We start from the raw sequence: 25,966 nt of genomic DNA, 5'->3' as shown, positions 1-25,966 counted from the left end.
GGACAGATACCACAGCCGGTCACGCAATTCCCCGGAGGACCCCCATGGACTTCGCCCAGCGCACCATCGACCTCGCCCGCCAGAACGTCGAAGAGGGCGGACGCCCCTTCGCCACCGTCATCGTCAAGGACGGCGAGATCCTCGCCGAGAGCCCCAACAGGGTGGCCCAGACCTCCGACCCCACCGCGCACGCGGAGATCCTCGCCATCCGCGACGGCTGCCGCAAGCTCGGCACCGAGCACCTGGTCGGCGCCACCATCTACGTACTCGCCCACCCCTGCCCGATGTGCCTGGGTTCGCTGTACTACTGCTCCCCCGATGAGGTCGTCTTCCTCACCACCCGCGACACGTACGAGCCGCACTGCGTCGACGGCCGCAAGTGATTCGAACTCGACTCCTTCTACGGCGAGTTCGCGAAGGACTACACCGAGCGGCGCCTGCCCATGCGCCACGAGCCGCGGGACAGCGCCGTCGACGTGTACCGGCTGTGGCAGGAGCGCAACGGCGGCAGCCGCCGGGTGCCCGGGGCGCCGACGGCCTGAGGCGGTCTCGCGCCGGCTCAGCCCAGGATGCCGCTGCCGGCCTGCGCAGGGATCGCCACCCCCGTAAGCCCCCGTGGCACGGTCGCCGTCGGCAGGCCGCTACGGCTCCCCCGGTCGATGTCGGTGATCAGATCCCGCAGCGCGGCGCAGCCGTGCGGTGCCGGCAGCCGGCCGTCCAGGGCGGCGAGCGCACGGTGCGCACGCAGGCGGGCCCTGCCGGTGCGCCCGTCGCTGTGGTCGACGAACGCCTGGGCATACCGGGCGACGAGACAGGCCCAGGCGTCACCGCGCATGCCGGGCTGGCTCAGGGCGCGGCGGGCGCTCCGCCGCGCCGCCCGCGGCGACTGCCCCGCCTGCGTCACGGCGAGAGCGGCCAGGCTCACCGCGGGCGGCAGACCGCCGGGCACGTTCGCCGGGATCGTGCTCGCCGCTTCCTGGAACTGCTCGGTGGCCCGTTCGAGGTCGCCCTCGTGGAGCGCCAGCATGCCCTGGACGTGCGCGATCCGCCCGATGGTCGCGTCGTCCCCCGCCAGGACCGCGGCCGGCCACGCGTGCCGGAGCAGCTCACTCGCCCCGTACGGGTCGCCGTACGCCGTGAGGCAGGCCGCGAGGCACAGGCCGCGCGCGATCAGGAGGGTGTCCGAGCGGCACATCGGGAGCAGCCGCAGCAGATGGCGGCGCCCTTCGTCGGCGGCGTCGTAGACCGCCCACCAGAACCACAGGTTCAGTACGGACTCCAGGGCCGCCGCCGCGAGTTCGGGCCGGCGGGGCGCGTACTCCAGCATCGCCCTGAGCCCATCGGCCTCGTCCAGGACGAGTCGTACGGCCTGCGGCTGGCTGCCGAGGCTCCACAGGTTCTCGGCGAGGGCGGCCACCCGGTGGAAGTGGATCGCGCGGCGTTCGGCGGCGACCTCGAACTCCCTTGCCTCACGCAGCCGTTCACTGCCGAAGTCGTGGGCGGCGGGGGCCATGCGGTAGCGGGGTTCGCGGATGCCGCCGGGGTCGCGTACCGGAGTCAGGACGCCGACCGCGGCGAGGCGGGTCAGGCATGCGGGCACCCGGGCCGGGGCGAGGCCGCCGCCGGCGCAGACGAACGCCGCCGTCGACTCGTCGAAGTCCCCGGCCAGGATGCTGGCGCGGGCCCACACGATCCGCTCGTCGCGGTCGCACAGCACGTAGGCCGCTGCGACGGCGTCCCGCAGCGAGCGGTGCCGGGGAGCCGCCATGTCCGGTGCGCTCAGCCAGCACTGGTGTTCCTTGAGCCGTTCCGCGACCTCCCCCACGCTGCTCCTGGCGGCCTGGTCCGCGGCCAGCTCGACCGCGAGCGGAAGCCCGCCCACGTACCGGCAGATGTCCGCCACCGAGCTCAGGTCCGAATCGTCGGCGTCGAAAGAGGCGCCCGCCCGCTCCAGGGACCGGTCCAGGAACCGGTCCAGGAACAGCTCCACGGCAGGCGCGGTCCCGTGCTCGTCCGCGGGCTCGGCGCTGAGCGGCGCCAGGCGCAGCACGGCCTCGCCGCCCAGGCCGAGCGGCCGGCGCGCGGTCACCAGGACGCGCAGCGACGGCACGAACTCCAGCAGTGTCTGCACCATCCCCACGCACTCGGCATGGACCGGATCGACGTCGTCGAGGAAGAGCAGCACGTCAGCGGCGCGCAGCCGGTCGGCGAGGGCGCCGACACCGGCCGCCCCGCGCCGCCCGTGGATCCCGGCCGCCGCCTCCATGACGGCGGCGGTCAGCGAGGCGGGCGAGCCCGGCCCGGCACCGGACCCGGCGTCCTGCCCGCCCTCCGGCCAGCGGACGACCATGATGCGCGGCACGGCCCCCTGCGCGCCGACGCCCGCGACCGCCTCCGCTGCCGGCCGCCCCTCGCCCACGCCGAGCACGCACTCCCCCGCCCCTTGCGCCACGACATCCGCGACCGCCTCCGCTGCGAGCCGGCTCTTGCCCACGCCGACCTCGCCGGCCACCGTCACCAGCCGATGCTTCTCCAGGAGCGTGCGCAGGTCCTGCGACTCCCGCTCCCGGCCCACCAGCGGACCGGGCACCGGGCCGCTGTCCTCCGCCGACGGTGCGCTGTCGCCGCCCTTGCGTGTCCACACATCCGCCATGCTCCGCACATTCCTGCCCCTCGTCCGTCGACCGCCGCCGCCGTCCGTAGCCCGCGCCCAGTCTGTGCAGAACCGTCACTGCACTTGCGCCACGGCAACCCCAACGCCTGAGCGGCCCCAGGGTGTCGTCGCCGGGCGACGGTCCACCCTTCGCGCGGAACAGTCGAACGCGCGCCCGACTCCACGGAGGGGCGGAGGGCCACCCGAAGTGAGCAGTTTTGGAGAAGCGCCGGTCATGAGCCGCGCCTAGCCTGAACCCCGTGGACAGCGCCCCTCACGGCAGCTCTCCCGCCGTCCTCGAACCGGACGACGGCGACCACACCCACGACCTTCAGGAGTGACCATGACCAGCTCTTCCACCCAGGGGATCAAGACCGTGCTGCACCCCGTCTCCGACCTGGCGAAGGCCAAGGCGGTGTACGTCGCCCTGCTCGGCGCGGAGCCGACGGCCGACGCGCCCTACTACGTCGGCTTCGACGTCGCGGGCCAGCACATCGGGCTCGTGCCCGGTGGCGGGGGCATGGCCTCGCCGGTGACCTACTGGCACGTGCCGGACATCGAGGCGAAGCTCGCCGAGGTCACGGCCGCGGGTGCCGTGGTGAAGGAGGCCGCGCACGACGTCGGCGGGGGCCGCCTCGTCGCCACCTTCACCGACGCCGACGGCAACGTCCTCGGGCTGCTCCAGGACAGCTGACGGACGGCCGGGCCGACCGGGTCCCGGGCAGAAGACAAACAGCATCAGGCGGACGGCTCGAACCTGGTTAGATCGAGCCGGGCGACGCCGACGGGGCCCGCGAGGGCGGCCCCGCGCAACAGATGGAGACACGATGAGCATGGCCAAGGGGACGCAGGCGCAGTCACCTGCGCTGCACGCTGCCGACAGCCACGATCTGATCCGCGTGCACGGTGCGCGCGTGAACAACCTCAAGGACGTCAGCGTCGAGCTCCCGAAGCGCCGGCTGACGGTGTTCACCGGTGTCTCCGGCTCGGGAAAGAGCTCGCTGGTCTTCGGCACGATCGCCGCGGAGTCGCAGCGGATGATCAACGAGACGTACAGCACGTTCGTCCAGGGTTTCATGCCGACGCTGGCCAGGCCCGAGGTCGACGTACTCGACGGTCTGACGACCGCGATCATCGTCGGCCAGGAGCGGATGGGCGGCGACGCCCGCTCCACGGTCGGCACGGCCACCGACGCCAACGCGATGCTGCGCATCCTCTTCAGCCGGCTCGGCAAGCCGCACATCGGCTCGGCCAAGGCGTTCTCCTTCAACGTCGCCTCGATCAGCGGCGCGGGTGCGGTCACCGTCGAGCGCGGCGGCGAGAAGGTGAAGGAGCGGCGCAGCTTCAGCATCGTCGGCGGCATGTGTCCGCGCTGCGAGGGCCGGGGTTCGGTCACGGACTTCGACCTGACGGCGCTGTACGACGACAGCAAGTCGCTCAGCGAGGGCGCGCTCACCGTCCCCGGCTACAGCGTCGACGGCTGGTACGGCCGGATCTTCCGCGGCTGCGGCTTCTTCGACCCGGACAAGCCGATCCGCAGGTTCACCAAGAAGGAACTGCACGACCTGCTCCACAAGGCGCCGACCAAGATCAAGGTCGACGGCGTCAACCTGACGTACGAGGGTCTGATCCCGAAGATCCAGAAGTCGATGCTGTCCAAGGACATCGACTCGCTGCAGCCGCACATCCGCGCCTTCGTGGAGCGGGCGATGACGTTCACGTCCTGCCCCGACTGCGGCGGCACGCGGCTGAGCGAGGCGGCCCGGTCGTCGAAGATCAAGAAGATCAGCATCGCCGACGCCTGCTCGATGCAGATCAGCGACCTCGCCGAGTGGGTGCGGGACCTGAAGGAGCCGTCGGTCGCGCCGCTGCTGAAGGCGCTCGGGGACACCCTCGACTCGTTCGTGGAGATCGGGCTCGGCTACCTCGGCCTCGACCGCCCTGCGGGCACGCTCTCGGGCGGTGAGGCGCAGCGCGTCAAGATGATCCGCCACCTCGGGTCGTCCCTGACCGATGTCACGTACGTCTTCGACGAGCCGACGATCGGGCTGCACCCGCACGACATCCAGCGGATGAACGACCTGCTGCTGCGGCTGCGGGACAAGGGCAACACGGTGCTGGTCGTCGAGCACAAGCCGGAGGCGATCGCGATCGCCGACCACGTCGTCGACCTCGGCCCGCGGGCCGGCACCGAGGGCGGCGAGGTGGTGTTCGAAGGCACGGTCGAGGGGCTGCGGGCCAGTGACACGCTCACCGGGCAGCACCTGGACGACCGCGCGACGCTGAAGCCCGCGGTGCGGACGCCGACGGGGAAGCTGGGGGTGCGCGGTGCGGGCACCAACAACCTCCAGGACGTCGACGTCGACATCCCGCTCGGCGTACTGACCGTCGTCACCGGGGTCGCGGGTTCGGGCAAGAGCTCACTGATCCACGGCTCGGTGTCCGGGCAGGAAGGCGTGGTCACGGTCGACCAGGCCGCGATCCGCGGTTCGCGGCGCAGCAACCCGGCGACGTACACCGGGCTGCTCGACCCGATCCGCAAGGCGTTCGCCAAGGCCAACGGAGTGAAGCCGGCGCTGTTCAGCGCGAACTCCGAGGGTGCCTGCCCCACCTGCAACGGCGCGGGCGTCATCTACACCGACCTGGCGATGATGGCCGGTGTGGCCTCCACCTGCGACGACTGCGAGGGGAAGCGGTTCCAGGCCTCTGTCCTCGACTACCACTTCGGCGGGCGCGACATCAGCGAGGTGCTCGCGATGCCGGTGGCCGAGGCCGAGCAGTTCTTCGGCGCCGGGGAGGCACGCACGCCGGCCGCGCAGAAGATCCTTCAGCGGATGGCCGACGTCGGGCTCGGCTACCTCACGCTCGGACAGCCGCTCACCACGCTGTCCGGCGGCGAGCGGCAGCGGCTCAAGCTGGCGACGCACATGGCCGAGAAGGGCGGGGTCTACGTCCTCGACGAGCCGACGACCGGCCTCCACCTCGCCGACGTCGAGCAGCTGCTCGGCCTGCTCGACCGGCTCGTCGACTCCGGCAAGTCCGTCATCGTCATCGAGCACCACCAGGCGGTCATGGCCCACGCCGACTGGATCATCGACCTCGGTCCCGGCGCCGGTCACGACGGCGGACGGATCGTCTTCGAGGGCACACCCGCCGAACTCGTCGCGGACCGCTCCACCCTGACCGGCGAGCACCTCGCGGCCTACGTGGGCGGCTGATCGGGAGGCGAGGGCGGATACCCTCCGGGTCGGACGCGAGTCAGTGGCGCTCATGCCACCTGCTCGTGACGAGGTGAGGCTCCCGGCGCACCATCCTGCGGACCGGCCGTTACGCGCAGCGACGGCACCGCCGGGATCCAGGCCTTCTCGATGTCCGACCCGGACCGCACCGCCTCGCGGAACAGCCCGCGACTGACTGACCGCGGGCACATACCGGCGATCCCCCGGCGGACGGGCGCTACCGCAGAGCCGTCTCGACGAGCCCACGGATCTCCGGCTGGGAGACCCGGCCGCCGGACAGCAGCCGGTCGAAGACCAGCCCGTCGATGCACGCCAGCAGGGTGCGGGTGCGGTCCTCGGCGTCCGCCACGCCGTGCGCGGCCAGGAAGTCGCGTACGGCGTCGCGTGCCGCGTCCTCGCGCGGGACGAGGATGTCCCGCAGCTCGGGATGGCGAACACTCTCGACGGCGCACGCATAGCGCGCGAGGGACCGCCGCCGCCCCTTCCTCGTGAGCCACTGCCCGACGAACTCCGCGATCTGCGCGGCCAGTTGGCCACATCGCGTTCGACGACGGCCGAGTGGAGTGGCACGCCGTCCTCAACTCGCCCGCAGGCGTGCGGCATCCGGATCCACTGGCCGAGATGCGGCGCCGGTTCGCCGGGTGGCACGACCCGATTCCCGCACTGCTCGACGCGACGCGGCCCGAGGCCGTACTGCACCACGACATCAACGAGTTGGTCACCCCGATGTCCACGTACGCGATGGGCCGCGTCGCCCTCCTCGGCGACGCCGCCCACGCCATGACACCGAACCTCGGCCAAGGTGCCAGTCAGGCGCTGGAGGACGCGGCCGTGCTCGCCGCCGCCGTCGCCGGTGAACCCACCGTCGAAGCCGCGCTCGCCCGCTACAACACGGAGCGCCGGCCACGCAGCCAGTCCGTCGCCCGCGCCGCCCGGCAGGCGGGCCCGATGGGCCAGCAGCTGACGCATCCCCTCCATCGCCCTGCGCGACACCGCACTTCGCCTGGCCCCGTCACGCGTGACCGTCCGCGCGATCCTGCGCCATGCCGACTGGACACCGCCTGAGCTGCCGAGTTGCCCTGAGTCTCACGGAGCGTAGTCGTCCGCCGCGCGGCTTCGGTGCCGCCGTTCTACGTTGGTCGAGCAAGACCCGTACAAGACAAAGGAGTCGTAATGGCTGGCAAGGGTGGCACGGACAAGATCAAGGGCAAGGCCAAGGAGATGACCGGCAAGGTCACGGGCGATCGCCGCAAGGAGGCCGAGGGTAAGGCCGACCAGGCGAAGGGCGAAGCCAAGAAGGCCATGGGTGACGCCCACGACCGTGCCCGCGGAGTCCAGGACTCCCTCAAGCGCCACGGCTCCTGACCTGAGCCTCGGAAAAGCCCCCGCGCCTGCTGCGCGGGGGCTTCTCCCCTGCCGTCACAGGGCTTTGGCCAGCCGGAACCCGAGGTCGTCGATAGCGAACGTGGGGTGGCTGCGGCGTCGCACGGACGCCCCGCAGCCCCGCTCCGACTCGGCCCAGCCACCGCCGCGGAAGATGCGGTACGAGCCGTAGACCTCCTCGTCGTACAGGTCCCAGCACCACTCCCAGACGTTGCCCAGCATGTCGTGCAGCCCCCATGCGTTGGGGGCCTTTCCGCCGACGTCCCGGACTCCGCCCCCGGAGTTGCCCGCGTACCAGGCGATGTCGTCGATCGCCCCGTACCGGTAACCCTCAGTTCCCGCCTTGCACGCGTACTGCCACTCGGCCTCCGTCGGCAGACGGTAGCCCTCGGCGTCCCAGTCGCATGTCACCTCGCCGCCGTCCGCGTCGCGGGTGTAGGCCGGGGTCAGACCGGAGCGCGCCGAGACGGCGTTGCAGATGTCGATCGCGTCGAGCCAACTGACGTTCGTCACCGGCGAGGCACCGCTCGGGGCACCGCTCGGGGCGGGAGCGGGGTCGGCGCCGGTGACGCAGCGGAGGAGGTCGGCCGTCACGGGATGGCGGCCGAGCAGGAAGGGGGCGATGTCCGTCGTCCAGCGCGTGCCGCGCCGGTCGTCCCGTAGGTCGACGGTGCCACCCGGGACGCGCACCATCCCGTTGGCGATGGTGTCGACGGTGGCGTCGGTCGCGGGGTGCACCTCGTGAAGCCTCTCCATAGGGATCATCCGTAGAAGTTGCGCTGCCAGCGGTGCCCCGCCAGCACGGCGAGCTGGTCGGCGGTCAGCGGCCGTCCGTCGCTCAGGGCCGTGTTGCGCTCGACGTTGCGTACGGTGCGCATGCCGGGGATGACGGTGGAGACGGCGGGCGAACTCAGCACGAAGCGCAGCGCCTGCTCGGCGATCTCGTCGGGCGCGATGCCGAGATCCGCGACGATGGCGGCGACCTTCCGCTCGACCTGCGCCGGCCGGTCGTCGCGGAAGTAGCGGGCGCGGAAGTCGCCCTCGGGGAACGTCGCCCCGGCGGTGATCCGACCTGTGAGTCCGCCCTCGTCCAGCGCCACGCGGACGATGACGCCGACGCCGTGCTCCTCGCAGGCGGGCAGCAGCGCGTCGGCGGGTGCCTGGTCGAAGATGTTGTAGATGACCTGCACGGTGTCGACGGCGCCGCTGCGCACGAGGGCGAGTGCGTTGTCCGGCTGGTGGTCGTTGACGGAAACGCCGAACAGGCGGATCTTCCCCTCCTTCTTCAGCTCCTCGACCGTCTGCAGCCAGTCGCCCCTGCCCACCCACTCGTCGCTCCAGACGTGGAACTGCACCACGTCGAAGTGGCCGAGGCCGCTGACCCGCAGACTGGTCTCCACGCTCTCGCGTATGTGGGCGCCGGGGAACGCCTCGGCGGGGTCGACGCCGTCGGGCGCGGGCCAGATCCGGTTCTTCGGCGGAACCTTGGTCGCCACCAGCACCTCGTCGCCGGCCCGCTCGCGCACGACCCGGCCCACGATCCGCTCGCTCTCGCCGTAGCCGCGGGCGGTGTCGATGAAGTTCACCCCGAGGTCGACGGCACGGTGCAGGGCGCGTACGGACTCGTCCTCGGTGGCGCCCACCCACCCGGACGCGCCGATTCCCCAGGCGCCGTAGCCGATCTCGGAGACGGACATTCCACTGCGGCCCAGCTCGCGGTAGCGCACTCTCAACCTCCACGTCGTGTTTCCTCGCCCGGGCCGCATCGAAGCCGGCGCCCGGAAGCGTCCCGACGATCCATACCCTCTTCAGGCCTCGCGCGTCCCCCGATATGGACACTTTGCCTACGCCGGAAACGTCACCGGTAGACTCGTTGGCTGATTCCTCCGGTGCCGGGGGCGTCGCCAGCCAAGGAAAGAGGGAAGTCTCGACGTGTGGGCCGCACAGCACGAAGCTCCGATCTACAGTCGGCTCATCCAGGAACGAGGCGACATCCCCGCCCAGGTCCGTGCCGCAGCCGAACAGACCCTGCGCGATCTGGAACGGGTGATGCCGGCGCCGCTGCCGCGCGCCATGCCGACGCAGCAGACGCACTCGCCCGCGCTCAACAGCGGCGGGCAGGGCTCGCTCTAGCGCATACGGGAGCCGGCGGCACCGGGAAGGTTTCCCGAGCCGCCGGCTTCCGTCTTGTCCGGTTCGCGATCAGCTCTTCGCGGCCAAGTCCTTGAGCGCGATGTTGAGTTCGAGGACGTTCACGCGGGGCTCGCCCATGAAGCCGAGGATGCGGCTGCTGGTGTGGTCCTTGACGAGCTTGTCCACCTGGCTGACGGACAGGCCGTTCCTCTCCGCGACACGGTGGACCTGGAGGTCCGCGTACGCCGGGGAGATGTCCGGGTCGAGGCCGGAGCCGGAGGAGGTGACGGCGTCGGCCGGCACATCCGACTTCTTGACCTTGTACGTGGCCGTCGTGTTGTCCTTGATGACGGCCTTCTGCGCGGCCCGCACCTGGTCGACGAGGTCCTTGTTGTCGCCGGACAGGTTGGTGGCGCCGGACAGGATCAGCTTGTACTGGGTGTTGACGCTGTTGGTGCCCAGGCCGTTGGAGGGCCGCGGCTGGAACCACTTGAGGTCCGGTTCCGCGGTCTCCTGGCCCTGCTTCAGCGGCAGGTCGTAGCGCTGCCCGATGAGGGACGAGCCCACCACCTTGCCCTCGGACTTGATCTCGGAGCCGTTGGCCTTGCCGTTGAACAGGGCCTGGGCGACCCCGGTGACGGCGAGCGGGTAGATGACGCCGCAGACCAGGGTCAGCACGAGGAGGGCACGCAGCCCGGCCCCGAGCAACCGGGCAGTGTTCTTAACCGAGTTGTTCATAGCCGATCAGCCGATCCCGGGGATGAGAGAGATGAGGAGGTCGATGATCTTGATCCCGACGAACGGGGCGATCAGCCCGCCCAGGCCGTAGATCCCGAGGTTGCGTCGGAGCAGCTTGTCCGCGCTCACCGGTCGGTACTGCACGCCGCGCAGGGCGAGCGGCACCAGCGCGATGATGACGAGCGCGTTGAAGATGACCGCGGACAGGATCGCGGAGTCGGGCGAGGACAGCTGCATGATGTTGAGCTTGTCCAGGCCCGGGTAGACGGCCGCGAACAGCGCCGGGATGATCGCGAAGTACTTCGCGACGTCGTTGGCGATGGAGAACGTCGTCAACGCGCCCCGGGTGATGAGGAGTTGCTTGCCGATCTCGACGATCTCGATGAGCTTGGTCGGGTTGGAGTCGAGGTCGACCATGTTGCCGGCCTCCTTGGCGGCCGACGTGCCCGTGTTCATCGCCACGCCGACATCCGCCTGCGCGAGCGCGGGGGCGTCGTTGGTGCCGTCGCCGGTCATCGCGACCAGCTTGCCGCCCGCCTGCTCCCGCTTGATGAGGGCCATCTTGTCCTCGGGAGTGGCCTCGGCGAGGAAGTCGTCGACGCCCGCCTCCTCGGCGATCGCCTTCGCCGTCAGCGGGTTGTCGCCCGTGATCATGACGGTCTTGATGCCCATGCGGCGCAGCTCGTCGAACCGCTCCCGCATGCCGTCCTTGACGACGTCCTTGAGGTGGATGACGCCGAGCACCCGCGCGCCGTCGACATCCTCGACCGCCACGAGCAGCGGCGTGCCACCCGCCTCCGAGATGGAGTTGGTGAGGGTGTCGGCGTCCGGGGCAACCTGGCCGCCGCGCTCCTTCACCCAGGCGATGACCGAACCGGCCGCGCCCTTACGGGTCTTGCGGCCCTCGACGTCCACTCCCGACATGCGGGTCTGGGCGGTGAAGCCGATCCATTCGGCGTCGGCCAGCTCGCCCTGGTGGCGTTCGCGCAGCCCGTACTTCTCCTTCGCGAGGACCACGATGGAGCGGCCCTCGGGGGTCTCGTCGGCCAGTGAGGAGAGCTGCGCGGCGTCGGCGAGTTCGGCCGCGGTGACGCCCTTGACGGGCGCGAACTCGGCGGCCTGCCGGTTGCCGAGCGTGATGGTGCCCGTCTTGTCGAGGAGCAGGGTCGACACGTCGCCGGCGGCCTCGACCGCCCGGCCGGACATGGCGAGGACGTTGCGCTGGACCAGGCGGTCCATGCCCGCGATGCCGATCGCTGAGAGCAGTGCGCCGATCGTCGTCGGGATGAGGCAGACGAGGAGGGCCACCAGGACGACCATGCTGAGGTGCTTGCCCGCGTAGTCCGCGAACGGCGGCAGGGTCACCACGGCCAGCAGGAACACGATGGTGAGGGACGCGAGAAGAATGTTCAGCGCGATCTCGTTGGGCGTCTTCTGGCGGGCCGCACCCTCGACCAGGGCGATCATCCGGTCGATGAACGTCTCGCCGGGCTTCGTCGTGATCTTGATGACGATGCGGTCGGAGAGGACCTTCGTGCCGCCGGTGACCGCGCTGCGGTCGCCGCCCGACTCCCGGATGACGGGGGCCGACTCACCCGTGATGGCCGACTCGTCGACGCTCGCGACACCCTCGACGACGTCACCGTCGCCGGGGATGATGTCGCCCGCCTCGCACACCACGAGGTCGCCGATGCGCAGGTCGGTGCCCGGTACCTGTTCTTCCGTGGAGCCGGTCAGACGCCGGGCGATGGTGTCGGTCTTGGCCTTGCGCAGGGTGTCCGCCTGCGCCTTGCCGCGGCCCTCGGCGACGGCCTCCGCCAGGTTCGCGAAGATCACCGTCAGCCACAGCCAGGCGCTGATCGTCCAGCCGAACCAGTCCGACGGATCCTTGATGGAGAACACGGTCGTCAGGACCGAGCCGACGAGCACCACGAACATCACGGGCGACTTGACCATCACCCGCGGGTCGAGCTTGCGGCAGGCATCCGGCAGCGACTTCAGCAGCTGCTTCGGGTCGAAGAGCCCGCCGCCGACCCGGCCTTCCTGTATGTGCCCGGAGGGCACGTCGCTGTGCGGCGCCCGCGTGGGAGTGACTGTGGACATGGCGTCCTGTGACCTCTTCGAGTCGAACTTGCTGGTTCCGGTGGTCATGACGCCAGGCCTTCCGCGAGCGGGCCGAGGGCCAGGGCGGGGAAGTAGGTCAGACCGGTGATGATGAGGATCGTGCCGACGAGGAGTCCGGTGAACAGCGGCTTCTCGGTGCGCAGGGTGCCGGCCGTGGCGGGGACGGGCCTCTGTTCGGCGAGCGAGCCCGCCAGCGCCAGGACGAACACCATCGGCAGGAACCGGCCCAGCAGCATCGCAAGACCGATCGTGGTGTTGAACCACTGCGTGTCCGCACTCAGACCGGCAAACGCCGAGCCGTTGTTGTTCGCACCCGACGTGAACGCGTAAAGGATCTCCGAGAACCCGTGCGCCCCGGAGTTGAGCATCGAGTTCGGCGGCGTGGGCAGAGCCATCGAGACCGCCGTGAACACCAGGACGAGCGCCGGGGTGATGAGGATGTAGCAGGCCGCGAACTTGATCTCGCGGGTGCCGATCTTCTTGCCCAGGTACTCCGGCGTACGGCCGACCATCAGACCGGCGATGAACACCGCGATGATCGCCATGATCAGCATGCCGTAGAGCCCCGAACCGGTACCACCGGGCGCGATCTCACCCAGCTGCATGCCCAGCATCGTGATGCCGCCGCCGAAGCCGGTGAACGAGGAGTGGAAGGAGTCCACCGCACCCGTCGACGTCAATGTGGTCGCCACCGCGAAGATCGACGAACCGCCGACCCCGAACCGGTTCTCCTTGCCCTCCATCGCACCGCCCGCGATGTCAAAGGCCGGGGCGCCGTGGTGGAACTCCGTCCACATCATCAGGGCCGTGAACCCGATCCAGATCGTGACCATGGTCGCGAGGATCGCGTAGCCCTGCTTGAGGGAACCGACCATGCGCCCGAACGTGCGGGTCAACGCAAACGGGATGACGAGGATCAGGAAGATCTCGAAGAGGTTCGTGAAACCGTTGGGATTCTCGAACGGGTGGGCACTGTTGGCGTTGAAGTAGCCACCGCCGTTCGTGCCCAGCTCCTTGATCGCCTCCTGCGAGGCGACCGCGCCACCGTTCCACTGCTGCGAGCCGCCCATGAACTGGCCGACCTCGTGGATCCCGGCGAAGTTCTGGATCGCGCCGCACGCCACGAGGACGATCGCGCCGACCACGGCGATCGGGATCAGGATGCGAACCGTGCCGCGCACCAGGTCCGACCAGAAGTTGCCGAGCTCACCGGTACGGGAACGGGCGAAGCCCCGCACCAGCGCAACGGCCACCGCGATACCGACGGCGGCGGAGACGAAGTCCTGCACGGCGAGACCGGCGGTCTGCACGACGTGGCCCATGGCCTGCTCGCCGTAGTACGACTGCCAGTTGGTGTTCGACACGAACGACGCGGCCGTGTTGAACGCCTGGTCCGGGTCGATGGACTTGAAGCCGAGCGAACCCGGCAGATTGCCCTGGAGACGCTGCAAGAGGTACAGGAAGAGGACGCTGACCGCGGAGAAGGCCAGCACGCCACGCAGATAGGCGGGCCACCGCATCTCCGTGTTCGGGTTGGCGCCGATGCCCTTGTAGATCCACTTCTCGACGCGCAGGTGCTTGTCGGAGGAGTAGACCCGGGCCATGTAGTCGCCCAGGGGGCGGTAGGCCAGGCCTAGCGCCACTATCAGGGCGAGGAGCTGGAGCACACCAGCGAGTACGGGGCTCATATCGGTGCTCAGAACCTCTCCGGGTAGATGAGGGCGAGGACCAGATAGCCAAGGAGGGCGACGGCCACGATCAGGCCGACGATGTTTTCGGCGGTCACAGCTTTGCGACCCCCTTGGCGATGAGAGCCACCAGCGCGAAGACCGCGATCGTGGTGACGACGAAGGCCACGTCGGCCATCGTGAGCTCCTGAATGAGGTTCGGAATTGAACTGACGCTTAGAGGAAACCCCCGTTCAAGACCGGAATCGCCCGCCCTTGACGCCTCCCATACGGCGGGGTGCGCGGCCTTGACGCATCCCATACGCCTCTTCACGCCAGGGTGACGTGGACCACCCTGGCCTGCCCGCGTTCCCGCAGCTCAGGAGACCGTGGGCTACCTCGCCGAGGCGCTCCTGAGCTTGCGCCAGTCCGGGGCCAGGACCGACCAGACCTCCTCGTCGTGCCGGACGCCGCGGTACAGGTAGCTCTCCCGCAGCACCGCGTCGCGGGCCATGCCGAGGCGCCGGGCCACATTGAGGCTCGCGGTGTTGCCGGCTCCCGCCACCCAGTCGACCCGGTGCATGCCCCGGACGTCGAAGGCCCAGTCGAGGAGGACACGTATCGCGCGCGTGACGATCCCCCGTCCGACCATCGTCGCCTCCAGCCAGCAGCCGACCTCGCAGTTCCCGGCCGCGGTGTCGAAGAGCCGGAACATCACCCCGCCGACGAGCGTGCCGTCGGCCCAGATGCCGTAGAGGCGACCGGTGTCGATGGCGGTCTTGTCCGCGTAGCGCTGGAGGAACTCGGTGGCGGACGCCAAGTCCGTTACGTGGTCGGGAAGTTCGACGAACCGGCCGATGTGCTCGCGGCCGCGGTCCATGTGGGCGAGGAACTCCTCGGCGTTCCACGGCTCCAGTGGCCGCAGCTCGACTCTGTCGTCACCCAGCGGTATCGCGAACATCCTGCTCCTTCGGTACGGGTTGCTGCCGCGCGGCAGCCTAGGCCGAAACCTCCCCACCACAGCGGCCATTTTTGGTCTAGACCTTGACAGGTCCAGACCAGGTTCGCTTGAGTGACCGGCACCCCCATGGCGGCGCCGGGCTCCCCAACTCGCGCCGCGCCGAAGGAGCGTTGGCATGATCAAACGCGTCACGAGTCTTGTCGCCACCCTGGCCGCGGTCAGTGCCGTGGTCGTCATCGGCCCGGCCACCACGGCATCGGCGGCCGAGTGCGCCGCACCCTGGAACTCGTCGTCCGTCTACACGGGCGGCGGCTCGGCCTCGTACAACGGGCACAACTGGAACGCCAAGTGGTGGACCCAGAACGAGACCCCCGGCACCTCCGACGTCTGGTCGGACCAGGGCGCCTGCGGCGGTGGCGAGACGAACCCCGGCGACCCCGCGCCGTCCGGCTTCGTCGTCAGCGAGGCCCAGTTCAACCAGATGTTCCCGAACCGGAATGCGTTCTACACCTACAGCGGACTGACCGCCGCACTCAGCGCCTACCCCGGCTTCGCCAACACCGGCAGCGACACCGTGAAGCGCCAGGAGGCCGCGGCGTTCCTGGCCAACGTCAGCCACGAGACCGGCGGACTGGTGTACATCGTCGAGCAGAACACCGCCAACTACCCGCACTACTGCGACAGCAGCCAGTCCTACGGCTGCCCGGCGGGCACGGCCGCGTACTACGGCCGCGGCCCGATCCAGCTCAGCTGGAACTTCAACTACAAGGCCGCGGGCGACGCGCTCGGCATCGACCTGCTCCACAACCCGTACCTCGTGGAGCAGGACGCGGCCGTGGCCTGGAAGACGGGCCTTTGGTACTGGAACACGCAGAGCGGACCCGGCACCATGACGCCGCACAACGCCATGGTGAACGGCGCCGGCTTCGGCGAGACGATCCGCTCCATCAACGGCAGCCTGGAGTGCAACGGCGGCAACCCCGGCCAGGTCCAGAGCCGCATCGACCGGTACAAGGCGTTCGCCCAGATCCTGGGCACCACACCGGGCGACAACCTGAGCTGCTGACACACGCCACCACGTGTGACGTGACGTGCCGCCGCCGGGCGGGCCTTGAATCGACCGGGTCCGCCCGGCGGTCTCGTCACGGGGCCCTTGGGCGCCAGGTGACCGTACCAAGTGACCAGTAGGGGAACGAAGTTGAACTAGCCGGCTCGCCGTTGAGCAGCTTGTCGACGGCCCTTTGGAGCCGGGCCCGCCGGGCCTGTGGTGTGAGCGCCTGGAGCAGCGGCAGGATCGTCTGGTAGCGCCCGGACCTGTCGAGTGTCTCGAACGCCTTCCTGGCCTCGGGTTCCGCGTCGAGCGCCGCGGCGAGGTCGGGCGGCACCGTCGCCGTCTTCTGCGACTCGTACGCTGCCACCCACCGCCCGTCCCCCTTCGCCCTGCGCACCTCGGCGAGACCGGGCTCGCGCATCCGGCCGGCGGCGGTCAGCATCGTGACCTTGTCGACGTTCACCCGGGACCACAGGCTCCTGGCCCGGCGCGGCACGTACCGCTGGAGGTAGTACCGCTCGTCGAGGGAGCGCCGCCGGCCGGAGATCCAGCCCCAGCACAGCCCGATGTCCACCAGCTCACCGTCGGTGACGGACGGGATGCCGGACCTCTTCTTGGCGACCTTGACCCACACACCTTCCTGCCGCGTGTGGTGCTCGCCGAGCCAGCTCTCGAACGCCTCCGCGTCCGGGAAGGCGATGATCTCCACTCCGTCGGCCCCGTACACCCCGCCCGTCCCGTCCATGGGGCGCAGCGTACCGCCGCCGCGACGACCATCAGTCCGAAATGTACAATTTAGTGGCGTTCAACCTATGGGTGGTCCTGTTCGCGAGGTGGCGTCATGCAGTCGTGTATGTCGAGGCATCGCAAGGCCGCGCTGGTCCCGGTGAGCGCCGCCGTCGCCTGCGTGACCGCTCTCGCGGGAGTTCCCGCGTTCGCGGACGACGGGGGCGATGCGTCGAAGCTGAGCGCGCAGCAGCTCGCCGACGACGCGAAGAAGGAACTGCTGGACGCGAGGTCCCTCCACATACTCATGAAGAACGACTCCACGGGACCCGCCGATGCCCAGTCCCCCGCGGCCCTCGATCTCGCCCTGGACCAGGACGGCAACTGCGCCGGATCACTGACGATGGGCACGGGCGGCGCCAAGGGCGGCACCGTCGAACTCATCAAACGCGGCGACGAGTTGTGGATGAAACCCGACACCACGTTCTGGAAGTCCCAGGTCACCGGCGGCGCGGGCGAGCTTGCGGCCCAGTACTTCAACGGGCGCTATGTGCACGGCAACGCGAACGACGGAATGCTCAAGAGCCTGGGCGACACATGCGACTTGAATGCGTTCCAGGCCCAGGTGGACGGCGGCCCCTCAGGCGCGCCCCCCGAGAAGCTGACCAAGGGCAAGGAGACCAAGGTGGACGGCACGGACGTCGTGCCGGTGAGTGGCAGGAACGACGGCAGTGAAGTCGTCCTGTTCATCACCGCGAAGGATCCGCACCGCCTCGTGCGTGCCACCGAGAAGGTGGGCGACCTGAAGACGACGATGACGCTCACGGACTACAACCGGCCGGTACCGACCGCGACTCCGTCGAAGGACGACTCCGTCGACGTGTCCGAGTTCCAGAACCTCTCCCCGAAGGCCACCCCACCGCTGGCCGCGGCGCCGGACCGGGTCATGTGGTGAACTGCCCGATCCGCGACCGGAGTTGAGCCGCACGACCTCGTAAAGGCCGTCAGCGACCGGCTCCGCCGAATCGGTCGTGGCCGGCCAGGACTTCGTCGATCACACGGTGGTTGGACGCGGCGCGTTCCGGGTCGGTGCCGAGTGACTCGGAGTCGAAGCCGTTCTGGGATCATCACGCCCGGAAGCCGTACGGCAACGGAATGTCCGTGCCCGCGGGACGCCGTCGCGACTACGGCCTGCGGCGCGGCTTTCCCCGCTTGGCGCCGCCCTTGGAACCGCCCTTGGGGCCGCCCTTTGCAGCGCCCTTCGGCCCGGGTTTGGTCCCACCCTTTGCACCGCCCTTGGCGCCGCCGCTCCGCGGGTTCTTCCCGGCGGCCGGCTTCTGCCGCGCCGCCCCGCTCTTGTCGGTACGCGCGGCCTTGGGCTGCGGCGGGGTCGCCGTACGGCCGCGTGAGCTGTTGACCGTCCGCCCGCGGACGATGCCGATGAACTCCTCCACCAGATCGGTGGTCTCGTCCTCCGGCCACGACAGCGCGACCTGGGACTCGGGGGCGTCGGTCACCGGCCGGTAGGTGAGGTCCTTGCGGTGGTGCAGGCGGGCGAGCGACTGCGGGACCACCAGCACACCGATCCCGGCGGCCACCAGCTCGACGGCGTCCGCCGTCGTCTCCGGGCGCTCGAACGCGGGCTCACCGGGAAGCTGCTCCCAGACGAGGGTGTCGTCGAGGGGGTGCAACACGGTCTCGTCGGCCAGATCCTCCAGGGACACCTCGTCGACCGCGGCCACGACGTGGTCCTTGGGGATCACCACGACGGTCGTCTCGACGTAGAGAGGGATCGCGCTGAGCACGGTCCGGTCCACCGGCAGCCGCACGAGGCCGGCGTCCGCCCCGCGGTCCCGCAATACGTCGGATGCCTCGCCGGCGGGCGTAGCGACGAGGGTCAGCGGAACGCCGGGCAGCCGCTCGTTCCAGATCCGCACCCACTTGGTGGGCGTCACTCCCGGGACGTACGCGAGCCGGAACGAAGGGGATACATCCGAGCCTGTCACTCCGCCAGGTTACCGGTCGTGGTCGGAGGTATCGCACACAGTCGATACCCTTGACACCATGACGTCGCACCAGACCACCCAGACCATGAAGCCCGCGACCGCGGCCAAGAAGCTGGGTGTGTACCTCGAGGCCACCCCCGCCGAGTTCCAGGAGGGTGTCGTCTCGCGCAGCGAGCTCAACGCGCTGCAGGCCGATCCGCCCGAGTGGCTCCAGGAGCTGCGGCTCAACGGTCCGCACCCCCGGCCCGTCGTCGCGTCCAAGCTCGGCATCTCCATCTCGGGTCTCGCCCGTGGCGGGATCACCGAGGCGCTCACCACGGAGCAGATCGAGGCACTGAAGACCGAGAGCCCCGAGTGGCTCCAGCAGGAGCGTGCCACCCAGGCCGCGGTCCGCAAGGAAGCCGTCCGTATCAAGGAGCGGAACGCGCAGCGCGCCGAGCAGTCCGGCGACCAGCGTTCCTGACCGCCCCGCCTGACCGCCGCACCTGACCGACCCGTCTGACCGACCTCCCCAGCTTCACCTCCGGCCTGTCAGGGCACGAACTCGATCTCGGGGAAGCGCGGGGACGGCCCGGACAGGAGGCGGCTGTCCCGGCCCCGCAGGTGGAGGTCGAAGAAGGCGCCCAGATAAGCCCGCTCGGCGGCTACGGCGCGGTCCGCGGCGATCGTGCCGATGGCATCGGTCATGGCGTCGACCACCTCGGGCGGGAGCTGGAGTGCTCTGTCCAGCTGTTGCATCAGCGGGGACAGATCCGTGTAGGTCTGGTGTCCGGACGCGCGCAGGCGCAGGCTCCGGCGCCAGCCACGCAGATGCGACCAGAACTCCTCCCAGGACGGGTCGTTCCCGCGGCCGTGGCTCGCGTTGCTCATCAGCAGGAAGGGCCGGTCGAGGCCCGTGGTGGCGACAGGCCCGTTGATACTGCCGTCCAGGTCGGCGCCCGCCATGATGCGGTGATCCGCCGCCATGACCTCCGCCGCCGTGTCCCCGCCGAGCGAGTGCCCGAACATGCCGGTCCTGCACAGGTCGAGCGCACCGCACAGGCCGAGCGGCAGCGGGCGGCCCTCGGCATCGGGATTTCTCCCCGCGTTCAGGCGGGCCAGCTCGTCCAGCACGAACCTGGTGTCGTCCTGGCGGACCCGCAGCGCCTTCGCGATGTCCTCGTCGGTCGGCCGGGCCGGCTGCCGGCCCGGTTCGAGACGTCCTCCCGGGAACTCCACGATGTCGCTCTCGTGCGTGTGGTCGATGGTGACGACCGCATGGCCGCGACTGGCCAGGTCCTCGACCAGCGCGGTGCCGAGGGCGCGCTGCGCGCGGTAGCCCGGGGAGAAGAGCACGACCGGCAGTCCGTGGCCGGACTGCTCGACGGCGGCGTTTGTGTACGCGTGCGTGAGCGGCAGATCCACGGTGTCCAGGGACGTGTGAAGCTGTTGGCTCACTTTCTGTTTGTACAGCGCCGCCGCCTCGGGCGGGAGCCAGGGTGCGCGTGCCCAGCCGTGCGTGAGGCGGGCCGGATACCAGAGGGTCACCATGAGTTCGCGGGGCGAGCGAGGCGAGCGGGACGAGCCGGGCGACCGGGGCGAGGTCCACGGGTCCTGGCGCGAGGGGTCGACAAGGTGCAGCTGCGTCGTGCCGATGGGCGCCCGCCCGGTCGGTGCGGGCAGCGTCAGCTGGACGCGTCCCTTCCGGCGACCTGCAGCTCCCTGCGTCGGGGCAGTGGCCGCGGAAGACGTTCGCGCATCGGCCGCAGCCGTCCCCGCGGTGGCCGCCGCGAGTGCGGTCGCTCCCATCACCGTCAGCACCGACCGGCGCGTCGGACGGCCCGTCATGTCGCTCATGCGGCTCCCTCACCGGCAGTGGAACGTGGGGCGGATCAGTCATCGACACTGGCATCGCGGGGGCGGCGGCGACAGGCCGCGAACACGATCTCAGGGTGCGGCCCGGGGCATCCCGGATCCCGCCTCCGGGATGGCCACCAGGGGTGACCTGTATGGAGACCGGCAAGGGCGTTCCGATGTCCGGGCAGCGCCTCCCCTACGAGTCGACGGACGCACTGGCCCCCGGCCTGGAGCGTCCGACGTACGCCTGGCCGGCCTCGCTGCCCACCGACCCGGACCAGCTCCTCGACGAGGTCTACGCCGGGACCCGGATCTGGGGCCAGGTCCGCGAGCCGCAGTGAGTGGATCTTCGACAGCGAGAGCCTCACCTGCCTCGGCTCACGCTCGTACCTGGACAAGGACGGCAAGGGCATGAAACTGGCGGGGACGAACGCGATCCTGCGCCGCACCGTCGTCGACAAGTCCGGCGCGATGCCCGCCGACACGACGGCCGACAGCTGACGGAGCGGCGGGGCGGCGGGCGGCTTCGGGTGCACCGCCGTTCGGCTCAGGCCCCCTCGGGCCGGTCCACCGTCTCCGCCCCGTCGAGCGGGCTGCGCTCCAGGAAGGCCGCCGCCGCGGGGACGGCCGTGCGCAGGCGCAGCAGTCCGGCGGCCGTCAGGGTGCGGCACACCGAGTCCTCCTCGGCCATGACGCGCTGGCCCAGACGGGCGTGGAAGTCGGCGGGCGTGAGGGCCGCGCCGGGCCCCGCGGACCAGGTGCGGCCCGCGGGTGTGGGCCGCGAGCCGTGGGCGCACACGGCCAGGCGCCCCGACTCCACGTACCAGAGGACCACGGGCTCCGCGCGGGGTGGCTCGACGGTCTGGCCGGCGGACAGGGACAGGGTGCCGAAGCAGTCGGAGACGGCCTGCGCGGCCTGCTCCTGCTCCCCGGCCCTCCCGAAGAGGTCGCTGTCCGTCAGGGGAACGGGCGCGGAGGGGTCGAGTCCGAGGCCGGTCAGGAGTTCGTCCTCGCAGGACTCGATGGCGCGTCCGAGGTCGGCGAACTCGTCCTTGGTGTGCGTGACGGGGCGCTCCGACGGGTCGGCGATCACCATGCGGATCCCGCGTTCGCGCAGGTCGTGGCCGAGGGCACGCAGAAGGTCGGCGGCGACGGGTTCGATGCGGCCGACCCGTGCGAGGTCCAGGACGAACCAGCGGGCGGCCTTCGGGAGGTCCCGGGCCGCGCGCAGGGTCTGTTCGGCGGTGGCGAAGTCCAGGTCGCCCTGGAGGACGTGGACGCGGATGCGGTCGGGCCGTTCGTCGAGTGCGGCGCGCTGGTCGCGCGGGCGGTGGCGCAGCGAGCGCAGTGGGCCCGGGTCGAGGGAGCGCGGCGGCAGCGGACGGCCGCTGCTGCCGGTGGCGCGCATCAGGTGCAGCCCGAACTGTTCCGACAGGAGGTGGCAGGCGGCGATGGCGCGGACGCTGTTGCCCTTCTCGTCCAGGGGCGGGCTGAACACGCCGATGCCGAACTGGCCGGGCAGCGCGACGCCGATCCCGCCCGAGACTCCGCTCTTCGCCGGCAGGCCCACGCGCAGCATCCACTGCCCGGAGGCGTCGTACATCCCGCAGGTGGCCATGACGGCGAGGACGTGCTGGGCGTGGCGGGAGGCCACGACCCGTTCGCCGGTGAGCGGGTTGGTGCCGCCGCCGGCCAGGGTCGCGTGCATCACGGCGAGGTCGTCGCAGGTCACGAGCACGGAGCACTGACGGAAGTAGACCGCGAGCTGCTCCTCCACGTCGCCGGTGAGCGATCCCGCGTTGTGCATGAGGTAGGCGAGGGCGCGGTTGCGGTCACCGGTGGCGCGCTCGGAGGCGAACACCGCGTCGTCGACGGTCAGGTCCCGGCCCGCGAAGGCTCCCAGGCCGGCCAGGATGCGGGCGAAGCGCTCGTCGGGGTTCGCTCCGGCCACCAGCGAACTGGTCACGATGGCACCGGCGTTGACCATCGGGTTGGGCGGGCGTCCGGTGCCGGGTTCGAGGCGGATCGAGCTGAACCCCTCGCCGCTCGGTTCGGCGCCCACGCGCGCGAGGACCTCCTCCAGGCCCTGGTCGGCGAGCGCGAGCGCGAAGACGAAGGGCTTGGACACGGACTGGACGGTGAACGGCACCTCGCTGTCGCCGCAGCTGTAGACCTGCCCGTCGAGCGCACACAGGCTCAGTCCGAACAGGTCCGGGTCGGCCCTGCTCAGCTCCGGGATGTACGAGGCCGGCTCGCCCTCCGTGAGGTCGCGCAGCCGGATGCGGACGCGGTCCAGGAGCGCGGCGAGGGGATCGTCCGGCGGCTTGTTGTGCCTCACACCGCAATCGAACACCACGGCCGGACGATGCGCCTTCCCAAGCGGGCAACGGGTGCCCGCGGTGCCCGAGTCAGATCCGGCTCCCGGACGCGGTGTCCGAGGACAGACGCTGGGCGAGGTAGATCGGGATGACGGACAGCAGGACGAGGACGGCGGCGACGACGTTGACGACGGGGGCCTGCTGCGGGCGCGCCATGTTCGAGAAGATCCAGACGGGCAGTGTCTGGATGCCGGGTCCGGCGGTGAAGGTCGTCACGACGATCTCGTCGAAGGAGAGGGCGAAGGCGAGCAGGCCGCCCGCGACCAGCGCGGAGCGCACCAGCGGGAACGTGATGTCGAGATACGTGCGGAAGCTGTGCGCCCCGAGGTCCATCGCGGCCTCTTCGTACGACCCCGGCATGCGCCGCAGCCGGGCGATGACGTTGTTGAAGACCACCACGATGCAGAACGTGGCGTGGCCGACGATGACGGTGAACAGGCCGAGGCCCACGCCGAGCGGTTCGAGGACCGTGCGGAAGGCGGTGTTGAGGGCGACGCCGGTGACGATGCCGGGCAGCGCGATCGGCAGGACGACGACGAAGGAGATGGCGTCGCGTCCGAAGAACCTGTAGCGCTGGCAGGCGAACGCGATGAGCGTGCCGAGGACCAGGGCGATGGCGGTCGCGCCGAGCCCCGCCTTGACCGACGTCCACAGCGCGTCGCGGGCGCCGGAGCTGTGCCAGGCGTCGGCCCACCAGTCGAAGGTGAGCCCGGGCGGCGGCCAGCCCGAACTGCGGTCCGGGTTCAGGGAGTTGATGAGAACCAGGAGCAGCGGGACGTAGATCACCGCGAAGCCGAGCGCGGCGGCGATGCGCAGGGTGATGCGCGCGGGGCGGGAGAGATTCATCGGAGGGACCTTCGCTGTGCGTGATCCGGAGGGTCGGCGGGGGCGGGCGGCGGCCCGGGACGTCAGGGGCTTCGGAGGTACCGGAGGGCTCCGGGCGTCACAGGCTGCTGAGGGCTCCGGTGCGGCGTACCGCGAGCAGATAGAGCACGATGATCACCACGGGCACGGTGCCGAGCGCGGCGGCGAGCGGCAGGTCGAGGGTGATGTTGGAGTAGATGAGGTTGCCGATCAGCTGGGTCTTGCCGCCGACGATCTGTACGGCGATGTAGTCGCCGAGGCTGAGCGAGAAGGTGAAGACCGAGCCGGCCGCGACGGACGGCAGGATCATCGGCAGGACGACGGAGCGGAAGGTGCGGCCCGTGCGGGAGCCGAGGTCGGCGGAGGCGTCGAGGAGGCTGTCCGGGAGCTGTTCGAGTCCGGCGTGGATCGGCAGGATCATGTACGGCAGCCACAGATAGGTCAGGACGAGGACGGTGGCGGTGAGGCCGTAGCCGGGCCCCTTGAGGCCGAGCGGTCCCAACACCCAGTCCAGCAGCCCGCCTTGGGCGAGGATGAGCCGCCAGGCGTACGCCTTGACGAGGTAGCTCGCCCACAGCGGGGTGAGGATGGCGACGACGAGGAGCGGCCGCCACCGCGGGTTCGCGATGCGGGCCGTGTAGAACGCGATCGGGAACGCGATCAGCACGCACAGCGCGGTGACCGCGAGGGCGACGCCGACGCTGCGCAGGGCCACCTGCCGGTAGACGTCGGTGGTGAACAGCGCCGTGAAGTTGTCCGTGTTCCAGATCTTCACGACGTTCGAGGTGAAGGAGTCCGTGGTCCAGAACGCGGACAGGAACAGGACGGCGAGCGAGCCGAGATAGGCGAGGACGAGCCAGGCCAGTGGTGCGGAGAGCAGCAGGGACAGCTGTAGCCGGGGGCGGCGGTACAGGGCCCCGGCGAGCCGCCGGACGGGTCCGGCGGCAGGCGCGGTGTCGGTCATCGGCGGCAGGTCCTAGCCCTTGATCTCGGTCCAGGCCTGGACCCACTTGGCGTACGGGACGCACTTGGTGTCCGTGCGGCCGTCGATGCACTGGGCGATGGGCGTGGTCCAGAAGTGGACGTTCTTCCAGTACGCCTCGTCGGCCGCGTGGTACGTGGCGCAGTGGTTCTTGTCGGCCGTCAGGTCACAGGCCTTCGCGTTGGCGGGCGCCTCGCCGAAGTACTCGGCGACCTGCGCGTTGGCCTTCGGCGAGATGATCCAGTTCATCCACTTGTAGGCGCAGTTGGGGTGCTTGGCCTTGGCGGAGAGCATCCAGGTGTCGGACCAGCCGGTGGCGCCTTCCTTGGGCAGGACGCCCTTCACGGGGACCTTCTCCGCCTGGGCGGTGTTGAGGATCACCTGCCAGCTGGTGCCGACGACGGAGTCGCCGCTCTTGAAGGCGGAGACCTCCTTGAGGTAGTCGCTCCAGTACTCGCCGACGTTGGAGTTCTGCGCCTTGAGCAGGGCGACCGCCGCGTCGAACTGCTTCTGGTCCAGGGCGTACGGGTCCTTGATGCCGAGGGACGGCTTGGACTTCATCAGGTACAGGGCGGCGTCCGCGAGGTAGATCGGCGAGTCGTACGCGGTGACCTTCCCCTTGTGGGCGGAGGCCTTGTCGAAGACCGCGGACCAGGAGTCTGGCGCCGGGGAGACCTTCTTGGTGTTGTACATGAGGAGGTTGGCGCCGCGGCCGTGCGGGATGCCGTAGGCGACGCCCTTGACCGAGTTCCACTGCTGGTTCTTCAGCCCGGCGAAGACGTCCTTGTAGTTGGGCACCAGCTTGGTGTTCACGGGGGCCGCGTCACCCGAGGCGATCAGCCGCAGCGACGCGTCGCCGGAGGCGGAGACCGCGTCGTACTGGCCGGTCTTCATCAGGTTGACCATCTCGTCGGACGTGCCCGCGGTCTTGGTGTTGACCTGGCAGCCGGTCTGCTTCTCGAAGTCGGTGACCCAGTCGACCTTCGGGTCGTTCGAGCCGTCCTCGGCGTAGCCGGCCCAGGCGATCAGGTTGACCTGGCCCTCCGACTTGCCGAGTGTCTTCTGCGCGGAGAGCTTCGGCGGGGTGAAGTCGCTGCCGCCGGGCGAGGATCCGGCGGTGTCCGAGGAACCGCAGGCGGAGGCGAGGAGCAGGGCGCCGAGCGCGGCCACCGCTCGGGACGTTCGGGTCAGTCGCACGGGGATCTCCACGGGGAGGGGACGGGCG

24 protein-coding genes and 3 pseudogenes are annotated in these 25,966 nt (G+C 70.3%); 10 read left to right on the top strand and 17 right to left on the bottom strand.

Annotated elements, in window-relative coordinates; genetic code table 11:
• The first annotated feature begins 44 nt into the window (after positions 1-44).
• Positions 45-542: pseudogene (locus tag OHA58_RS35455) on the top strand (nucleoside deaminase).
• Positions 543-559: 17 nt separating this feature from the next.
• Here OHA58_RS35455 and OHA58_RS35450 read toward each other — a convergent pair.
• Positions 560-2,653 carry an AAA family ATPase gene (locus OHA58_RS35450; RefSeq protein WP_405483796.1) on the bottom strand — a complete coding sequence of 698 codons (2,094 nt, stop codon included), beginning with the start codon at positions 2,651-2,653 and terminating at the stop codon, positions 560-562.
• 343 nt (positions 2,654-2,996) lie between these two features.
• Here OHA58_RS35450 and OHA58_RS35445 point away from each other — a divergent pair, with 343 nt between their 5' ends.
• The gene (locus OHA58_RS35445) at positions 2,997-3,347 is read left to right on the top strand and encodes a VOC family protein (protein WP_405483795.1); all 351 of its coding nucleotides are present in this window, start codon (positions 2,997-2,999) and stop codon (positions 3,345-3,347) included.
• 133 nt (positions 3,348-3,480) lie between these two features.
• Positions 3,481-5,871: an ATP-binding cassette domain-containing protein gene (locus tag OHA58_RS35440; protein WP_405483794.1), complete on the top strand. Its 2,391-nt coding sequence runs from the start codon at positions 3,481-3,483 to the stop codon at positions 5,869-5,871.
• Positions 5,872-6,109: 238 nt separating this feature from the next.
• Here OHA58_RS35440 and OHA58_RS35435 read toward each other — a convergent pair.
• A pseudogene (locus OHA58_RS35435) lies at positions 6,110-6,406 on the bottom strand (TetR family transcriptional regulator C-terminal domain-containing protein); the annotation flags it as partial.
• 17 nt (positions 6,407-6,423) lie between these two features.
• Here OHA58_RS35435 and OHA58_RS35430 point away from each other — a divergent pair.
• Both OHA58_RS35430 and OHA58_RS35425 read left to right on the top strand, forming a co-directional pair.
• Positions 6,424-6,991, top strand: a pseudogene (locus tag OHA58_RS35430) (FAD-dependent monooxygenase); the annotation flags it as partial.
• Between the two features lie 74 nt (positions 6,992-7,065).
• Positions 7,066-7,257: a CsbD family protein gene (locus OHA58_RS35425; RefSeq protein ID WP_405483793.1), complete on the top strand. Its 192-nt coding sequence runs from the start codon at positions 7,066-7,068 to the stop codon at positions 7,255-7,257.
• A 54-nt stretch (positions 7,258-7,311) separates the two neighbouring features.
• Here the strand turns inward: OHA58_RS35425 and OHA58_RS35420 are convergent, their stop codons facing one another.
• A complete protein-coding gene (locus OHA58_RS35420; RefSeq protein ID WP_405483792.1) occupies positions 7,312-8,031 on the bottom strand; it encodes a formylglycine-generating enzyme family protein in 720 nt (239 codons plus the stop codon).
• Positions 8,032-8,036: 5 nt separating this feature from the next.
• Positions 8,037-9,002 carry an aldo/keto reductase gene (locus OHA58_RS35415; RefSeq protein WP_405483791.1) on the bottom strand — a complete coding sequence of 322 codons (966 nt, stop codon included), beginning with the start codon at positions 9,000-9,002 and terminating at the stop codon, positions 8,037-8,039.
• Between the two features lie 205 nt (positions 9,003-9,207).
• Here OHA58_RS35415 and OHA58_RS35410 point away from each other — a divergent pair, with 205 nt between their 5' ends.
• Positions 9,208-9,408 (top strand): hypothetical protein, encoded by a 201-nt coding sequence (locus OHA58_RS35410; RefSeq protein ID WP_116500726.1) that lies wholly within the window; start codon positions 9,208-9,210, stop codon positions 9,406-9,408.
• 69 nt (positions 9,409-9,477) lie between these two features.
• Here OHA58_RS35410 and OHA58_RS35405 read toward each other — a convergent pair whose 3' ends face one another.
• Genes OHA58_RS35405 through OHA58_RS35380 form a run of 6 tightly spaced genes read right to left on the bottom strand, consistent with a single transcriptional unit; the run spans position 9,478 to position 14,898 of the window.
• Complete coding sequence (locus OHA58_RS35405; protein ID WP_405483790.1) at positions 9,478-10,146, bottom strand: potassium-transporting ATPase subunit C; 669 nt, start codon at positions 10,144-10,146, stop codon at positions 9,478-9,480.
• Positions 10,147-10,152: 6 nt separating this feature from the next.
• Positions 10,153-12,249: a potassium-transporting ATPase subunit KdpB gene (gene kdpB / locus OHA58_RS35400; protein WP_405485343.1), complete on the bottom strand. Its 2,097-nt coding sequence runs from the start codon at positions 12,247-12,249 to the stop codon at positions 10,153-10,155.
• Positions 12,250-12,293: 44 nt separating this feature from the next.
• On the bottom strand, positions 12,294-13,958 hold the full coding sequence (kdpA, locus tag OHA58_RS35395; RefSeq protein WP_405483789.1) for a potassium-transporting ATPase subunit KdpA: 1,665 nt from the start codon (positions 13,956-13,958) through the stop codon (positions 12,294-12,296).
• 8 nt (positions 13,959-13,966) lie between these two features.
• A complete protein-coding gene (gene kdpF / locus OHA58_RS35390; RefSeq protein ID WP_018536030.1) occupies positions 13,967-14,056 on the bottom strand; it encodes a K(+)-transporting ATPase subunit F in 90 nt (29 codons plus the stop codon).
• Positions 14,053-14,271, bottom strand: coding sequence for a hypothetical protein (locus OHA58_RS35385; protein WP_405483788.1), 219 nt, complete (start codon positions 14,269-14,271; stop codon positions 14,053-14,055). Before OHA58_RS35385 ends, kdpF begins: the two co-directional genes overlap by 4 nt.
• Before the next feature lie 60 nt (positions 14,272-14,331).
• A complete protein-coding gene (locus tag OHA58_RS35380) occupies positions 14,332-14,898 on the bottom strand; it encodes a GNAT family N-acetyltransferase (protein ID WP_405483787.1) in 567 nt (188 codons plus the stop codon).
• A gap of 175 nt (positions 14,899-15,073) precedes the next feature.
• Here OHA58_RS35380 and OHA58_RS35375 point away from each other — a divergent pair, with 175 nt between their 5' ends.
• Complete coding sequence (locus OHA58_RS35375) at positions 15,074-15,964, top strand: glycoside hydrolase family 19 protein (protein WP_405483786.1); 891 nt, start codon at positions 15,074-15,076, stop codon at positions 15,962-15,964.
• 76 nt (positions 15,965-16,040) lie between these two features.
• Here OHA58_RS35375 and OHA58_RS35370 read toward each other — a convergent pair whose 3' ends face one another.
• The gene (locus OHA58_RS35370) at positions 16,041-16,694 is read right to left on the bottom strand and encodes a YdeI family protein (RefSeq protein ID WP_405483785.1); all 654 of its coding nucleotides are present in this window, start codon (positions 16,692-16,694) and stop codon (positions 16,041-16,043) included.
• 108 nt (positions 16,695-16,802) lie between these two features.
• Between OHA58_RS35370 and OHA58_RS35365 the strand changes: the two genes are divergently transcribed.
• The gene (locus OHA58_RS35365; RefSeq protein WP_405483784.1) at positions 16,803-17,630 is read left to right on the top strand and encodes a hypothetical protein; all 828 of its coding nucleotides are present in this window, start codon (positions 16,803-16,805) and stop codon (positions 17,628-17,630) included.
• Between the two features lie 229 nt (positions 17,631-17,859).
• On the opposite strand, the gene OHA58_RS35360 is transcribed toward OHA58_RS35365, so the two are convergent.
• Positions 17,860-18,681 carry a LysR family substrate-binding domain-containing protein gene (locus OHA58_RS35360; RefSeq protein WP_405483783.1) on the bottom strand — a complete coding sequence of 274 codons (822 nt, stop codon included), beginning with the start codon at positions 18,679-18,681 and terminating at the stop codon, positions 17,860-17,862.
• Between the two features lie 58 nt (positions 18,682-18,739).
• On the opposite strand from OHA58_RS35360, the gene OHA58_RS35355 reads away from it, so the two are divergent.
• Positions 18,740-19,144 carry a DUF5997 family protein gene (locus OHA58_RS35355; protein ID WP_266568568.1) on the top strand — a complete coding sequence of 135 codons (405 nt, stop codon included), beginning with the start codon at positions 18,740-18,742 and terminating at the stop codon, positions 19,142-19,144.
• Between the two features lie 68 nt (positions 19,145-19,212).
• On the opposite strand, the gene OHA58_RS35350 is transcribed toward OHA58_RS35355, so the two are convergent.
• Positions 19,213-20,517, bottom strand: a complete 1,305-nt coding sequence (locus OHA58_RS35350; protein ID WP_405483782.1) for an alpha/beta hydrolase family protein — start codon at positions 20,515-20,517, stop codon at positions 19,213-19,215.
• A 152-nt stretch (positions 20,518-20,669) separates the two neighbouring features.
• Here OHA58_RS35350 and OHA58_RS35345 point away from each other — a divergent pair, with 152 nt between their 5' ends.
• On the top strand, positions 20,670-20,858 hold the full coding sequence (locus OHA58_RS35345; RefSeq protein ID WP_405483781.1) for a hypothetical protein: 189 nt from the start codon (positions 20,670-20,672) through the stop codon (positions 20,856-20,858).
• Positions 20,859-21,064: 206 nt separating this feature from the next.
• Here OHA58_RS35345 and glsA read toward each other — a convergent pair whose 3' ends face one another.
• The 4 genes from glsA to OHA58_RS35325 form a co-directional block, all read right to left on the bottom strand.
• Complete coding sequence (glsA, locus tag OHA58_RS35340; protein ID WP_405483780.1) at positions 21,065-22,855, bottom strand: glutaminase A; 1,791 nt, start codon at positions 22,853-22,855, stop codon at positions 21,065-21,067.
• A 70-nt stretch (positions 22,856-22,925) separates the two neighbouring features.
• On the bottom strand, positions 22,926-23,741 hold the full coding sequence (locus tag OHA58_RS35335; protein WP_405483779.1) for an ABC transporter permease: 816 nt from the start codon (positions 23,739-23,741) through the stop codon (positions 22,926-22,928).
• Positions 23,742-23,838: 97 nt separating this feature from the next.
• Complete coding sequence (locus OHA58_RS35330) at positions 23,839-24,723, bottom strand: ABC transporter permease (RefSeq protein WP_405483778.1); 885 nt, start codon at positions 24,721-24,723, stop codon at positions 23,839-23,841.
• Between the two features lie 12 nt (positions 24,724-24,735).
• Positions 24,736-25,938, bottom strand: coding sequence for an ABC transporter substrate-binding protein (locus tag OHA58_RS35325; RefSeq protein ID WP_405483777.1), 1,203 nt, complete (start codon positions 25,936-25,938; stop codon positions 24,736-24,738).
• Positions 25,939-25,966 lie beyond the last annotated feature (28 nt).

Origin of the sequence: Streptomyces sp. NBC_00009, assembly GCF_045040855.1 — a bacterium.
Taxonomy (GTDB): domain Bacteria; phylum Actinomycetota; class Actinomycetes; order Streptomycetales; family Streptomycetaceae; genus Streptomyces; species Streptomyces aureus.
This window is presented reverse-complemented; position numbering and strand designations above follow the sequence as displayed.

Coding starts and splice junctions, on each gene's coding strand:
- OHA58_RS35445 (WP_405483795.1), top strand. CDS start 2,997: ATGACCAGCTCTTCCACCCAGGGGATCAAGACCGTGCTGCACCCCGTC.
- OHA58_RS35365 (WP_405483784.1), top strand. CDS start 16,803: ATGTCGAGGCATCGCAAGGCCGCGCTGGTCCCGGTGAGCGCCGCCGTC.
- OHA58_RS35450 (WP_405483796.1), bottom strand. CDS start 2,653: ATGGCGGATGTGTGGACACGCAAGGGCGGCGACAGCGCACCGTCGGCG.
- OHA58_RS35330 (WP_405483778.1), bottom strand. CDS start 24,723: ATGACCGACACCGCGCCTGCCGCCGGACCCGTCCGGCGGCTCGCCGGG.
- OHA58_RS35355 (WP_266568568.1), top strand. CDS start 18,740: ATGACGTCGCACCAGACCACCCAGACCATGAAGCCCGCGACCGCGGCC.
- OHA58_RS35335 (WP_405483779.1), bottom strand. CDS start 23,741: ATGAATCTCTCCCGCCCCGCGCGCATCACCCTGCGCATCGCCGCCGCG.
- OHA58_RS35420 (WP_405483792.1), bottom strand. CDS start 8,031: ATGGAGAGGCTTCACGAGGTGCACCCCGCGACCGACGCCACCGTCGAC.
- OHA58_RS35370 (WP_405483785.1), bottom strand. CDS start 16,694: ATGGACGGGACGGGCGGGGTGTACGGGGCCGACGGAGTGGAGATCATC.
- OHA58_RS35405 (WP_405483790.1), bottom strand. CDS start 10,146: ATGAACAACTCGGTTAAGAACACTGCCCGGTTGCTCGGGGCCGGGCTG.
- OHA58_RS35425 (WP_405483793.1), top strand. CDS start 7,066: ATGGCTGGCAAGGGTGGCACGGACAAGATCAAGGGCAAGGCCAAGGAG.
- OHA58_RS35380 (WP_405483787.1), bottom strand. CDS start 14,898: ATGTTCGCGATACCGCTGGGTGACGACAGAGTCGAGCTGCGGCCACTG.
- OHA58_RS35345 (WP_405483781.1), top strand. CDS start 20,670: ATGGAGACCGGCAAGGGCGTTCCGATGTCCGGGCAGCGCCTCCCCTAC.
- kdpB (WP_405485343.1), bottom strand. CDS start 12,249: ATGTCCACAGTCACTCCCACGCGGGCGCCGCACAGCGACGTGCCCTCC.
- OHA58_RS35350 (WP_405483782.1), bottom strand. CDS start 20,517: ATGAGCGACATGACGGGCCGTCCGACGCGCCGGTCGGTGCTGACGGTG.
- kdpA (WP_405483789.1), bottom strand. CDS start 13,958: ATGAGCCCCGTACTCGCTGGTGTGCTCCAGCTCCTCGCCCTGATAGTG.
- OHA58_RS35440 (WP_405483794.1), top strand. CDS start 3,481: ATGAGCATGGCCAAGGGGACGCAGGCGCAGTCACCTGCGCTGCACGCT.
- OHA58_RS35375 (WP_405483786.1), top strand. CDS start 15,074: ATGATCAAACGCGTCACGAGTCTTGTCGCCACCCTGGCCGCGGTCAGT.